The sequence below is a fragment of the Janthinobacterium sp. 344 genome (genome assembly GCF_900112025.1).
Classification (GTDB): Bacteria; Pseudomonadota; Gammaproteobacteria; order Burkholderiales; family Burkholderiaceae_D; genus Janthinobacterium.
This window is the reverse complement of record NZ_FOKL01000010.1, coordinates 156,049-169,888: the sequence shown is the minus strand read 5'-3', so window position 1 is coordinate 169,888 and position 13,840 is coordinate 156,049. Positions and strand designations below refer to the sequence as shown.

The following is a 13,840-nucleotide window of genomic DNA, read 5'->3' as shown; positions in this document are numbered from 1 at the left end:
CCTATACTTGGCGATTATTTCTTGCCAGGTGTAAAGCATGCTGCCCTTTTTCCTCTTGCTGCTTGCCGGCGTCATCCTGATGGCGCTGCGTTTCATCCAGTTGCGCCGCGCCCTGTTGCGCGCGCGCGCCGGCGAACAGCAGTGTCGCCTGCTGCTTGAACACAGCCGCGACGCCGCCTTCCTGCTCGACGCCGCCACCCTCGAATTGATCTATATCAGCCCGGCCGCGCAGCGCCTGACGGGGCACGACCTGGCCGCCCTGCGCGAGCACGCGGCGCGCCTGGCGGCCGACGTGCCGGCCCGCCTGCAGCGCTGGCGCGATGGCGATACCAGCCGTTTGACCCTGCTGCGCGACGTGGCCTTGCCGCATGCCGATGGGCAAATATTGGCGCTGGAAATCCATTCCACCATCGTGCCCGCGGCGGCGGGGCGGGGCGTGACATTGGCGGGCACCGTGCGCGACGTCAGCGCGGCCCAGGCGCAGGAGGCGGAACGGGAACAGGAGCAGAAGCGTTTCGCCTCGATGCTGTCGCATGAATTTCGCACGCCGCTGGCCACCATCGATGGCGCCATCCAGCGCCTCGTCTCGACCTCCTCGCAGGCGGACGAGGCCACGCGCAAGCGCTACGTGAAAATCCAGACGGCCGTCGACCGCCTGCTGGCCATGATAGACGATTACCTGTCGCCCGAACGCATGGCCGCGATCGGCCGCGAGCGGGCCGCCGACGGCATCGCGCCGCTGGCCCTGCTGCAGCAGGCGGGGGCCACCGTGCCGGCCAGCCACCCGGTGCAACTGCAACTGGACGAGGACTTGCCCGTCAAGCTGCGCTGCGACGTGCCCGGCATGGCGCTGTGCCTGAAAATCCTGCTCGATAACGCCGTCAAGTTCAGCCCGCCGGGCAGCACGATCACCTTGTCGGCCAGCCTGGCGCCCGAGGGGGGCGTGGCGCTGTGCGTGCGCGACGCGGGGCTTGGCCTGCGGGAAGAAGAGCTGGCGCAGCTGTTCGAAAAAGGACGCCGTGGAAGCGATGCCACGCATCCGGGCGCGGGGCTGGGACTGTATATGGCGCGCGCCGTCGTCGAGGTGCATGGCGGGACTTTGCACGGGCATAATCTGCCCGAAGGCGGGGCACTTTTCCGCATTTGGCTGCCGCTTCCCGTCTAGACTAGGAAAAGCCTTGCTTCCGCTGAAGGCAAACGTGATAATTCCTTGACGTAAACCTATTGTGCCGTCCATCATGGTGCAGAAGTCACTGGCACGGTTTGCCCACGGCAGCTCACTAACGGAAGAATGGCGTAGCAATGACGAAAATACTGATCGTCGAAGACAATCTCGACTACGCCGAAGACATGGCGGAGTTCCTCGTAGAGCTCGAGCATGAGGTACATATCACCAGCTCCGCTGGCGGCATGTGGACTGCGCTCAGCCATGGCAATGTCGGCGTGGTGGTACTGGACCTGGGCTTGCCCGATGAGGACGGTTTTAATGTCATCCCCCGCATGCGCCAGCTGTATCCGCAGATCGGCGTGCTGGTGCTGACGGGACGGGTCGCTTTCGACAGCCGCATCCTGGGCCTGCGCCTGGGCGCCGATCATTACCTGACCAAGCCGATCAAGTTCCCGGAACTGGCGGCCCACATCGAGGCGCTCGACCGCCGCGTCGGGCCGCAAGACCCCGTGCCCGAGCCGGGCAAGTGGACCTTGAAAGTAAGCGCTCGCCAACTTGAGTTGATGGGCGCCGTCATCGCCTTGACGGAAAAAGAATTCAACTTCCTGCACCTGCTGACCATCAACACCCGCCCCGTGCCGCGCGACGTCATCGTGGCCGGCATGGGCGGCGAAGACCCCGATGCGGGCCGCCGCGTCGACATGCTCGTGTACCGCCTGCGCAAGAAAGCCAAGACGGGCCTGGGCCAGGACTTGCCGCTGCGCAGCGCGTATGGCGAGGGCTACAGCCTGTCGGCCAGTTTCAACCTGTCCTGATCCGTGATGCCAGTCACCCGGAAGCGGGCGACTGCATAAGAGGGACAGAGTCCAGCGCTTTTTCCAGATTTTCAAATTAAACAGGGTCAGAGTCGCGTCCTGCGCTCACAAGTGTGTAAAATCAAGGCCTTAGCCTTCATTTTGCGACTTTTTCCATGGCCCGTTTGCCCCGCCTCATCATTCCCGCACTGCCCCATTACGTGATCCAGCGCGGCAGCAACCGCCAGCCTGTGTTCCAGGACGCGCTTGACTACACGCAATTTTTGTCCTGGCTGAAAACGGGCGCGAAAATGTTCAAGGTGGCCATCCACGCCTATGTTTTATTGCCAGATCAGTTACATTTATTGGCGACGCCAGCCGATGCGACGGGCCTGGGACAGCTGATGCAGTGGCTGGGACGCTATTACGTGCCGTATTTCAACCAGAAATACGGCCGCGAAGGCGCACTGTGGCAGGGACGCTACAAAACGGCCGTCATCGATCCCGACAATTTCTTCCTTACCTGCTGCCGTTATCTGGAATCCGTGCCCGTGCAGGCGGGGCTGGCGGGCCAGGTGCTGGACCACGCCTGGTCCAGCTATGCCCACCATGCTGGCGTGCGGCCCGATCCCGTCATCACCGACCATGCGCTGTACTGGGCGCTGGGCAACACGCCGTTCGACCGCGAGGCGGCGTATCTGCGCCTGTTCGAGCAGGGCCTGGGCAGCAGCCAGGTCAAGGTCGTGGAACAGGCCGTGTTGAAGGGCTGGCCGCTCGGTTCCGAGGCGTTCAAGCAGGCGCTGGAGCAGAAAATGCAGCGGCAAGTGCTGCCTGCCAAGCGGGGCCGTCCCCGCAAAACCGTGGCCGAGTCCGGCCCCAATTGACAAGCATTCGCATTTAAAAGAAAAAATGGCTTCTTTCTCATCGTTTATTGAAATTCCTTTGACTATGTCCCTATTAAATTTTTAGAGCGACGGAATCGAATTTAATTCGACTCCGACCCTAATTGTTCTGGTTGAGTTTTTTGTTGCGTTGCACTACTCTAGTTTTTCGATAGTCATATGCAGCGGAGAAGCCCATGAAAGCGCAAGGCCTGTACGACCCAGCCAATGAACACGATGCCTGCGGCGTCGGTTTCGTCGCCCATATCAAGGGCAACAAGACCCATTCGATCGTCGAACAGGGTTTGCTGATTCTGAAAAACCTCGATCACCGGGGCGCCGTGGGCGCCGATGCGCTGATGGGCGATGGCGCCGGCATATTGATCCAGATTCCCGACCAGTACTACCGCGAAGAAATGGCCAAGCAGGGCGTGGAATTGCCGCCGCCTGGCGAATACGGCGTGGGCATGGTCTTCCTGCCGAAGGAACACGCGTCGCGCATCGCGTGCGAACAGGAAATCGAACGCGCCGTGCGCATCGAAGGACAAGTCATTCTGGGCTGGCGCAACGTGCCCATCGATACGGACATGCCGATGTCGCCCACCGTGCGCGCCAAGGAACCCGTGATCCGCCAGATCTTCATCGGCCGCGGCCCGGACATCATGGTCACCGACGCGCTCGAGCGCAAACTGTATGTGATCCGCAAATCGTCGGGCCACGCCATCCAGGCCTTGAAACTGTTGCACGGCAAGGAATTCTTCGTGCCATCGATGTCGGCCCGTACCATCGTGTATAAAGGCTTGCTGCTGGCCGACCAGGTGGGCGTGTACTACAAGGACTTGCAGGACGCGCGCTGCATCTCGGCCCTGGCCCTGGTGCACCAGCGTTTCTCGACGAATACCTTCCCGGAATGGCCGCTGGCCCACCCCTACCGTTTGATCGCGCACAATGGCGAGATCAACACGGTGAAAGGCAATTTCAACTGGATGCGCGCGCGCGAAGGCGTGATGAAGTCGGCCGTGCTGGGCGACGACCTGCAGAAACTCTTTCCGCTGATCTATGAAGGCCAGTCCGACACGGCCTGCTTCGACAATGCGCTGGAACTGCTGCTGATGGCCGGCTACCCGATCGCCCAGGCGATGATGATGATGATTCCGGAAGCGTGGGAAAACCACACGACGATGGATGACAACCGCCGCGCCTTCTATGAGTACCATGCGGCCATGATGGAACCGTGGGACGGCCCCGCCGCCATGGCCTTCACGGATGGCCGCCACATCGGCGGCACCCTGGACCGCAACGGCTTGCGTCCAGCCCGCTACATCGTCACGGACGACGACCTGGTGGTGATGGCGTCGGAATCGGGCGTGCTGCCGATCCCGGAATCGAAGATCATCCAGAAATGGCGCTTGCAGCCCGGCAAAATGTTCCTGATCGACCTGGAAGCGGGCCGCATCATCGACGACCAGGAACTGAAAAACACCTACGCCAACGCCAAGCCGTATAAAGCGTGGATCAACTCGGTGCGCATCAAGCTCGACGAGATCAAGCTGGCCGAAGGCCAAGCCAAGCAGGACCGCGCCCAGGGCGAAAAAGCCCAGCCATCGCTGCTGGACCGCCAGCAGGCGTTCGGCTATACGCAGGAAGACCTCAAATTCCTCATGGCGCCGATGGCGCTGGCCGGCGAAGAGGCGACGGGCTCGATGGGCAATGACTCGCCGCTGGCCGTCATGTCGAACAAATTGAAGCCGCTGTATAACTACTTCAAGCAACTATTCGCGCAAGTGACGAACCCGCCGATCGACCCGATCCGCGAAGCGATGGTGATGTCGCTCGTGTCCTTCATCGGCCCGAAACCGAACTTGCTCGATACCAACAACGTCAACCCGCCGATGCGCCTGGAAGTGGCGCAGCCCGTGCTGGGCTTTGACGACATGGCGCGGCTGCGCAACATCAGCGCCCACACGGGCGGCAAGTTCAAGTCGTATGAGCTGGACATCTGCTACCCGCTGGCCTGGGGCAAGGAAGGCGTGGAAGCGTGCCTGGCCTCGCTGTGCGCGGAAGCCGTCGACGCCGTGAAATCCGGCCACAACATCCTGATCGTCTCGGACCGCGCCATTTGCGCCGACCAGGTGGCGATCCCCGCGTTGCTGGCCACCTCCACCGTGCACCAGCACCTGGTGAGCAAGGGCTTGCGCGCGTCCACCGGCCTCGTCGTGGAAACGGGCTCGGCCCGCGAAACGCACCACTTCGCCCTGCTGGCGGGCTATGGCGCGGAAGCCGTCCACCCGTACCTGGCCATGGAAACCCTGGCCGAGCTGGCGCATGGCTTGCCGGGCGATTTGTCGGCCGACAAAGCCATCTACAACTACACGAAAGCGGTCGGCAAGGGCTTGATGAAGGTCATGTCGAAGATGGGCATTTCCACGTACATGTCCTACTGCGGCGCGCAGATTTTCGAAGCCATCGGCCTGAACAAGTCGCTGGTCGACAAATACTTCAAGGGCACGGCCTCGAACGTGGAAGGCATCGGCGTGTTTGAAGTGGCGGAAGAAGCGCTGCGCCTGCACGCGCTGGCCTTCGGCAACGATCCCGTGCTGGCGGACAAGCTCGACGCGGGCGGCGAATACGCGTTCCGCGTGCGCGGCGAAGACCACATGTGGACGCCGGACGCGATTGCGAAATTGCAGCATTCCACGCGCAGCAACAATTTCTCCAGCTATAAGGAGTACGCGCAAATCATCAACGACCAGAGCCGTCGCCACCTGACTCTGCGCGGCCTGTTCGAATTCAAGCTCGACCCGACCAAGGCCATCGCGCTCGATGAAGTGGAACCGGCCAAGGAAATCGTCAAGCGTTTCGCCACGGGCGCCATGTCGCTCGGCTCCATCAGCACGGAAGCGCACGCAACGCTTGCGGTCGCCATGAACCGCATCGGCGGCAAGTCGAACACGGGCGAGGGCGGCGAAGATCCGAACCGCTACACGCAGGAATTGAAGGGCATCCCGATCCGCCAGGGCGACACCATGGCTTCCGTCGTGGGCAGCGAGCAGATCGTCGTCGATATTCCCCTGCAGGAAGGCGATTCCATGCGCTCGCGCATCAAGCAGGTGGCGTCGGGACGTTTCGGCGTCACGGCCGCCTACCTGAACTCGGCCGACCAGATCCAGATCAAGATGGCGCAGGGCGCGAAGCCGGGCGAAGGCGGTCAGTTGCCGGGCCATAAGGTGTCCGAATACATCGCCAGCCTGCGCTTTTCCGTGCCGGGCGTGGGCTTGATCTCGCCGCCGCCGCACCACGACATCTATTCGATCGAAGACCTGGCGCAGCTGATCCATGACTTGAAGAACGCCAACCCGCGCGCCTCGATTTCCGTGAAACTGGTGTCGGAAGTGGGTATCGGCACGGTGGCCGCCGGCGTCACCAAGGCCAAGGCCGATCACGTGGTCGTCGCCGGCCACGATGGCGGCACGGGTGCCTCGCCGCTGTCGTCCGTGAAACATGCGGGCACGCCGTGGGAGTTGGGTCTGGCTGAAACGCAACAAACGCTGGTCTTGAACGGCTTGCGCAGCCGCATCCGCGTGCAGGCCGATGGCCAGATGAAGACGGGCCGCGACGTGGTCATCGCCGCCCTGCTGGGCGCCGACGAGATCGGCTTCGCCACGGCGCCGCTGGTGGTCGAAGGCTGCATCATGATGCGCAAGTGCCATTTGAATACGTGCCCGGTGGGCGTGGCCACGCAGGATCCGGTGCTGCGCGCCAAGTTCTCGGGCAAGCCCGAATATGTCGTCAATTACTTCTTCTTCGTTGCCGAGGAAGCCCGTCAATTGATGGCGCAGCTGGGCATCCGCACGTATGACGAACTGATCGGCCGGGTCGACTTGCTGGACAAGTCCAAGGCGATCACGCACTGGAAGGCGCAGGGCCTGGACTTCTCGGCCATCTTCCACAAGCCGGAAACGACGGGCGAGCAAGCCTGCCGCCACGTGGAAAACCAGGACCATGCGCTGGAAAAGGCGCTCGACCACAAGCTGATCGCGCAAGCGCGCGCGGCGCTGGAAAAGGGCGAGCGCGTCTCGTTCATCTCGCCTGTGCGCAACGTCAACCGCACGGTGGGCACCATGCTGTCCGGCGAAGTGGCGAAGAAATACGGCCATGCCGGCTTGCCGGACGACACCATCCACATCCAGCTGCAAGGCACGGCGGGCCAGTCGGCCTGCGCCTTCCTGGCGCACGGCATCACCATCGACCTGGTGGGCGAGGGCAACGATTACGTGGGCAAGGGTCTGTCCGGCGGGCGCATCATCGTGCGGCCCAATACGGAGTTCCGCGGCTGGGCCGTGGACAACATCATCATCGGCAACACGGTGCTGTACGGCGCCATCGCCGGCGAAGCCTTCTTCAATGGCGTGGCCGGCGAACGCTTTGCCGTGCGCAACTCGGGCGCCACCACGGTGGTCGAGGGCCTGGGCGACCATGGCTGCGAATACATGACGGGCGGCACGGTCGTGGTGCTGGGCAACACGGGCCGCAACTTCGCGGCCGGCATGTCGGGCGGCATAGCCTATGTGTATGACCCGGCCGGCGACTTTGCCAGCAAGTGCAACACGGCCATGGTCAGCCTCGACAAGGTCGTGTCAGCCAGCGAACAGCAGGTCGACCGCGACGCCTGGCATACGCAGCACCGCGATGGCGCGCCGGAAGCGGACGAGGTGATCCTCAAGCGATTGATCGAGCGTCACTTCAAGCACACGGGCAGCACCCGCGCCCGCGTCTTGCTGGACGACTGGGCCGCGGCGCGCGGCAAGTTCGTGAAGGTCTTCCCGAACGAATACAAGCGCGCGCTGATCGAAATGGCGGCCGATGCCGCCATGGAAGTGCAAGCCGTCGCCGCCTGAGCCAGCCAAGCTCATTGCCAAATGAATTGACCAGGGAGCGGCCCGGCCGCTCCCCGCCAGCCAAATACAAAGGAAACATCGTGGGTAAAATTACCGGCTTCATGGAATTCAAGCGCCAGGACGAGCACTATCTGGAGCCTGCCGCGCGTCTGAAGAACTACAAGGAATTCGTCTTGCACCTGTCGGACGCCCAGGCGACCGTGCAGGGCGCGCGCTGCATGGATTGCGGCATCCCTTTCTGCACCACGGGCTGTCCCGTGAATAACATCATTCCCGACTGGAATGACCTGGTGTACCGCGGCGCCTACCGCGAAGCGCTCGATATCTTGCATTCGACGAATAACTTCCCGGAATTTACGGGCCGCATCTGCCCGGCGCCGTGCGAATCGGCTTGCACCCTGGGCATCCACGAAGATCCGGTCGGCATCAAGTCGATCGAACACAAGATCATCGACATGGGCTGGGAGCACGGCTGGGTCACGCCGCAGCCGGCCGGCTTCAGCACCGGCAAGAAAGTGGCCATCGTCGGCTCCGGTCCCGCCGGCCTGGCGGCGGCGCAGCAACTGGCGCGCGCCGGCCATGCCGTCACCGTCTTCGAAAAGAGCGACCGGGTCGGTGGTTTGCTGCGGTATGGCATCCCTGACTTCAAGATGGAAAAGTCGCACATCGACCTGCGCGTGAAACAGATGGAAGCGGAAGGCGTCGTGTTCCGCACCAGCGTGCTGGTGGGCAAGGATTTCCCTGCCAACGTGAACAACTGGGCCAAGGAAACCATTTTCCCGGAAGACCTGGAAAAAGAATTCGACGCCGTCATCATGGCCGGCGGCGCCGAGCAGCCGCGCGACTTGCCTGTGCCGGGCCGCGAACTGAAAGGCGTGCATTTCGCCATGGATTTCCTGCCGCTGCAAAACAAGGTCAACGCGGGCGACAAGCTCAAGGACCAGATCAAGGCGACGGGCAAGCACGTGGTGGTGATCGGCGGCGGCGACACGGGTTCCGACTGCGTCGGCACCTCGAACCGCCATGGCGCCGCCTCGGTGGCCCAGTTCGAACTGATGCCGCAGCCGCCGGAACAGGAAAACAAGCCGCTGGTCTGGCCGTACTGGCCGACCAAGCTGCGCACCTCGTCCTCGCACGAGGAAGGCTGCGAGCGCGACTGGGCCGTGGCCACCAAGCGTTTCGAAGGCAAGGGCGGCAAGGTGGAAAAGCTGATCGCCTGCCGTGTCGAATGGAAAGACGGCAAGATGAGCGAAGTGCCAAACTCGGAATTCGAGATGAAGGCCGACCTGGTCTTCCTGGCCATGGGTTTTGTTTCCCCCGTGCAACAAGTTCTGGAAGCGTTTGGCGTCGACACGGATGCGCGCGGCAATGTCAAGGCGACAACGGATGGCGCCGGCTGCTACCAGACCTCGGTGGCCAAGGTGTTTGCCGCCGGCGACATGCGCCGTGGCCAGTCGCTGGTGGTGTGGGCCATCCGCGAAGGACGCCAGTGCGCGCGTGCCGTCGATGAGTTCCTGATGGGTGTTTCCTTGCTGCCACGCTAATCCATCGCGCGATTGGCAAGGCCAGGGCCACGGCGCGCGATGCGTCGTGGCCCTTGTTATTTTGCTCACGCCGCCAGCGGCATGGGCGGCCACCGTGCAGGCGCGGGTTTTTTACAATAAAATATCTGACTTTTGATTCATTAGTGTTGTATTCTCCCCCTGTCCCGGGCCGTCCAAGGGGGTGTCTCAGCAGAGATTGGCGTTTCTGCACTACAATACGCCATTAAAATAGTGAGCCTCGTCGTGCCAAATCTTGTTGAAATCCGTGATTTACACTTTGCCTATGGAGAACGTTCGATTTTATCGGGCCTTCAAATGGATTTCCCACGTGGAAAAGTTGTGGCTGTCATGGGTGGTTCCGGGAGTGGCAAGACGACCGTATTGCGCCTGATCGGCGGACAGTTGCGTCCCAGTTCGGGTTCCGTGAATGTCGACGGCCAGATCGTGCATACGCTGGGGACCGACCAGTTATATCAGTTGCGCCGCAAAATGGGCATGCTGTTCCAGCATGGCGCCCTGTTTACGGACCTGACGGCGTTTGAGAACGTGGCCTTTCCGCTGCGCGAACACACGGATTTGAATGAAGAGCTGATCCGCACCCTGGTGCTGATGAAGCTGCATGCCGTGGGCTTGCGCAACGCGGCGCAGTTGAAGCCAGCGGAGATTTCCGGCGGCATGGGCCGTCGCGTCGCCCTGGCGCGCGCCATCGCCCTCGACCCCGAATTGATCATGTATGACGAGCCGTTCGCCGGCCTGGACCCGATTTCCATGGGCGTGACGGCCAATTTGATCCGCAATTTGAACGATGCGCTGGGCTCCACGTCTATCCTGGTATCGCACGATGTGAAGGAGTGTTTCGCCATCGCTGATTATGTCTATTTTCTATCATCGGGCAAGATCGTGGCGCACGGCACACCGGCCGAAATGGCCGTGTCGACGCATCCGTACGTCAAGCAGTTCGTCAATGCCGAGGCCGATGGCCCCGTGCCCTTCCATTATCCGGGCAAGTCGCTGGCCGACGACCTGGGCTTGCACACGGGAGTGGGCCGATGATCGCGCGTTTCCTGGCGGCTATCGGAGCATGGTTGCGTCGTTCGGTACAAGATCTCGGCTTTGCCGTGCGTTCGTTCTTTATCATCATCGCCTCGTCGGGCGGCCTGTGGCGCCGTCCACGCCTGGTGACGGAACAACTGTTTTTTATCGGTAACCGCTCGCTGGTGATTACTGTCGTGTCCGGCCTGTTCGTCGGCATGGTGCTGGGCCTGCAGGGCTATTACACCCTGACCACGTATGGCGCCGAGCAGTCGCTGGGCTTGCTGGTGGCGCTGTCCTTGACGCGCGAACTGGGCCCGGTCGTCACGGCGCTGCTGTTTGCGGGCCGCGCCGGCACGTCGCTGACGGCGGAAATCGGCCTGATGAAGGCGGGCGAGCAGTTGTCGGCCATGGAAATGATGGCCGTCAATCCGATCCAGCGCGTGCTGGCCCCCCGTTTCTGGGCCGGCGTGATCGCCATGCCGGTGCTCGGCGCCCTGTTTACGGCCGTCGGCATCATCGGCAGCTACCTGGTCGGCGTGGTGCTGATCGGCGTCGATGAAGGCTCGTTCTGGTCGCAGATGCAAAGCGGCGTGGATGTCTGGAAAGAAGTCGGTAACGGCACCATCAAGAGCCTGGTCTTCGGCATCGCGGTGACCTTCATCGCCCTGTTCCAGGGTTACCAGGCACAGCCGACGCCGGAGGATGTCTCCGGTGCCACCACGCGCACCGTGGTGATTTCGTCACTGATGGTGTGGTGGCTGGATTTCATGATGACGGCGTTGATGTTTAGCAAGTAATTGCCAATAGGCGACAAAATCAGCGGCCTGGGTGGTGTTCTGCGCAGGTGGCGGCAAGTAAAAATTATTTAGGATTGTTTATGCAACGTAAATCTTTGGATGTCTGGGTTGGCTTGTTCGTCTTGCTGGGCGTGGCGGCGTTGATGTTTCTGGCGCTCAAGGCCGGCAATATGAGCTCGCTGTCATTCAGCAAGACGTATACCATTAGCGCCAAGTTCGACAATATTGGCGGTCTCAAGCCGCAGGCACCCGTCAAGGGCGCCGGCGTGGTGGTCGGACGCGTGGCCGAAATCACGTTTGACGACAAGACTTACCAGGCGCTGGTGAAACTCGATATCGAAGATGGCTACAAATTCCCGAAAGACAGCTCGGCCAAGATTCTGACGGCTGGTCTGCTGGGTGAGCAATACATCGGCCTGGAAGCGGGCGGTGATTTGGCCAATCTGGCGGAGGGCGACAAGATTGCCCGCACTCAATCGGCCACAGTGCTGGAAGACCTGATCAATCAGTTCATCTACAGCAAGGCAGCAGAAGGAAAGGACAGCAAATGAGCGAGTCGACCAAGAAATCCCAAGGCAGCCTGGCGCGTATCGGCCTGGCCCTGGCCATCGCCGCCACCCTGAGCGCCTGCGCCACCGGCACCAATCCGCGCGACCCGCTGGAAGGGTACAACCGCGCCATGTTCAAATTCAACGATACGGTCGACCAGGTGGCCCTCAAGCCCGTCGCCACGGCCTACAAGAAGGTCACGCCGTCGTTCGTGCAAACGGGCGTGGGCAACTTCTTCGGCAACCTGGCCGACGTCTGGAGCGCCGTGAACAACTTGCTGCAAGGCAAAGGCGAGGCGGGCTTGCAGGACGTCGTGCGCGTCAGCATGAACTCGACCTTCGGTATCTTCGGCCTGATCGACATCGCGTCGCAGGCGGGCATTCCAAAGCACAGCGAAGACTTCGGCCAGACCCTGGGCTGGTATGGCGTACAGCCTGGTCCGTACGTGATGCTGCCGCTGCTGGGCCCATCGACCGTGCGCGACACGGTGGCCCTGCCGCTCGACATCACGGGCGACCCATGGCGCTACAAGGACCCTGTCTCGGTGCGCAATATCGGCACGGTGACGCGCGTGGTCGACAAGCGCGCCGCGCTGCTCGACGCGACGAACCTGATGGAAGCGGCCGCGCTGGACCGCTATGAATTCATCCGCGACGGTTTCCTGCAGGCGCGTGAAAGCAAGGTCTTCGATGGCGATACCAGCCGCCGCGACCGCCTGTCGCCGAAAAAGAACGATAGCAGCGATTATGAGCCGGAAGAGGACGTGAAGCAGGCGCCGCAAGAGCCGAAAGTGGCGGCGCAAGCCGTGCCCGCCGCCGATGCCGTGTCCGCCGACCTCGTAACATCTGGTAGCAATACCGTTGCTTCCGAGGCCAAGCCTCAGGAGTAAACTACGGTACAAGAACACCACGGCTGCGATCAGCGCCAGCCGGTGCATAGCAACACCATGAAAGGTAGAACCATGAAATTGATGAAACAATTGCTCGCGATGGCGACCATCGCCTTTGCCACCGCCGCCCAGGCCGCGCCTGCCGTGGAAGCGCCTGATGTGTTGGTAAAACGCATCAGCCAGGACGTGATCGACACGGCCAAGTCCGACAAGGCCATCCAGGCTGGCGACATCAAGCGCGTCACCGAACTGGTGGAAAGCAAGATCCTGCCGTATGTGGATTTCCAGCGCATGACGTCGCTGGCAGCCGGCCGCTACTGGCGCGATGCCACGCCGGAGCAGCAAAAGCAGCTGGCCGCGGAATTCCGCACCCTGCTGATCTACACGTATTCGGGCGCCCTGTCGCAGATCAAGAATGAAACCGTGGAATTCAAGCCCTTGCGCGCCGATCCGAGCGATACGGAAGTGGAAGTGCGCTCGCAGGTGAACATGGCGCGCGGCGAACCCGTGCCCCTGAACTACCGCGTGGCGAAAACCCCGAGCGGCTGGAAGATCTATGACATCAACGTGCTGGGCGCGTGGCTGGTGGAAACCTACAAAAGCAGCTTCGCCAGCGAGATCAGCAAGGGCGGCATCGATGGCCTGATCAAGACCTTGCAGGCGAAAAACAAGGCCCTGGCCAGCCGTCCCGCTGCCAAAGCCAAATAATCGGCTATCATATAGCTCCTGACCCAGCTCCAGACCAGCGCAGCCCGACGCCATGCCCGACTCTCTCGACACCTTGCAGTCCCTGACTTCCCTGACCGTGCACAATGCCACCTCGGCATTGGAGCAGGGTCTGGACGCCATCCGCTCGGGTCAGACCAAGTTCGACCTGCGCAACGTCAAGGCCGTCGATTCGGCCGCCGTCTCCGTCATGCTGACGTGGCAACGCGCCGCGCAGGACGCGGGCGCCGTGCTGGAGCTGAAGAACCTGCCGACGAACCTGAAAAACCTCACCAAGCTGTATGGCGTCTGCTCGCTCGTCTCGAGCACGTTGACGGCCGAGGACTGCGGCAGCGCCGGCGGCCACGCCGAACGCAGCCCGTCCGACCTGCATCATCATTGATCCTGTCCCACTCCCCGCATCAGCAGTAGCTTTCAAGCCGGCAGGCCAGCAGCGCCGCCGGATTGAACTCCAAGTGTTCCACGAATTTTCCAACTATAATTGACTGTTGCGCTACCTCGCCTGAAGGTGGCGCCCTGCACCGGCCGGTCGGCCTGCATCACCGCCGGCACTGGCGCA

The 13,840-nt window shown here is 62.0% G+C and carries 11 protein-coding genes; all 11 read left to right on the top strand.

Annotated elements, in window-relative coordinates; all coding sequences use genetic code 11:
- The first annotated feature begins 37 nt into the window (after positions 1 to 37).
- The 11 genes from BM193_RS23625 (at position 38) to BM193_RS23575 (ending at position 13,663) form a co-directional block, all read left to right on the top strand.
- Positions 38 to 1,165, top strand: a complete 1,128-nt coding sequence (locus tag BM193_RS23625; RefSeq protein WP_092801561.1) for a PAS domain-containing sensor histidine kinase — start codon at positions 38 to 40, stop codon at positions 1,163 to 1,165.
- A 137-nt stretch (positions 1,166 to 1,302) separates the two neighbouring features.
- Entirely contained in the window at positions 1,303 to 1,983 is a 681-nt protein-coding gene (locus BM193_RS23620; protein WP_034753797.1) for a response regulator transcription factor, read from the top strand.
- Between the two features lie 155 nt (positions 1,984 to 2,138).
- Complete coding sequence (locus BM193_RS23615) at positions 2,139 to 2,846, top strand: transposase (RefSeq protein WP_092801558.1); 708 nt, start codon at positions 2,139 to 2,141, stop codon at positions 2,844 to 2,846.
- A 194-nt stretch (positions 2,847 to 3,040) separates the two neighbouring features.
- Positions 3,041 to 7,741 carry a glutamate synthase-related protein gene (locus BM193_RS23610; RefSeq protein WP_092801554.1) on the top strand — a complete coding sequence of 1,567 codons (4,701 nt, stop codon included), beginning with the start codon at positions 3,041 to 3,043 and terminating at the stop codon, positions 7,739 to 7,741.
- Between the two features lie 80 nt (positions 7,742 to 7,821).
- The gene (locus BM193_RS23605; protein ID WP_092801551.1) at positions 7,822 to 9,285 is read left to right on the top strand and encodes a glutamate synthase subunit beta; all 1,464 of its coding nucleotides are present in this window, start codon (positions 7,822 to 7,824) and stop codon (positions 9,283 to 9,285) included.
- A 243-nt stretch (positions 9,286 to 9,528) separates the two neighbouring features.
- Positions 9,529 to 10,338 carry an ABC transporter ATP-binding protein gene (locus tag BM193_RS23600; RefSeq protein ID WP_092801688.1) on the top strand — a complete coding sequence of 270 codons (810 nt, stop codon included), beginning with the start codon at positions 9,529 to 9,531 and terminating at the stop codon, positions 10,336 to 10,338.
- Entirely contained in the window at positions 10,335 to 11,117 is a 783-nt protein-coding gene (gene mlaE, locus BM193_RS23595; protein ID WP_092801548.1) for a lipid asymmetry maintenance ABC transporter permease subunit MlaE, read from the top strand. Before BM193_RS23600 ends, mlaE begins: the two co-directional genes overlap by 4 nt.
- A gap of 80 nt (positions 11,118 to 11,197) precedes the next feature.
- On the top strand, positions 11,198 to 11,668 hold the full coding sequence (gene mlaD / locus BM193_RS23590; protein WP_092801545.1) for an outer membrane lipid asymmetry maintenance protein MlaD: 471 nt from the start codon (positions 11,198 to 11,200) through the stop codon (positions 11,666 to 11,668).
- Complete coding sequence (locus BM193_RS23585; RefSeq protein WP_092801542.1) at positions 11,665 to 12,555, top strand: MlaA family lipoprotein; 891 nt, start codon at positions 11,665 to 11,667, stop codon at positions 12,553 to 12,555. Before mlaD ends, BM193_RS23585 begins: the two co-directional genes overlap by 4 nt.
- Positions 12,556 to 12,627: 72 nt before the next feature.
- The gene (locus tag BM193_RS23580; RefSeq protein WP_092801540.1) at positions 12,628 to 13,263 is read left to right on the top strand and encodes an MlaC/ttg2D family ABC transporter substrate-binding protein; all 636 of its coding nucleotides are present in this window, start codon (positions 12,628 to 12,630) and stop codon (positions 13,261 to 13,263) included.
- 52 nt (positions 13,264 to 13,315) lie between these two features.
- Complete coding sequence (locus BM193_RS23575) at positions 13,316 to 13,663, top strand: STAS domain-containing protein (RefSeq protein WP_092801537.1); 348 nt, start codon at positions 13,316 to 13,318, stop codon at positions 13,661 to 13,663.
- The last annotated feature ends 177 nt before the right edge of the window (positions 13,664 to 13,840 follow it).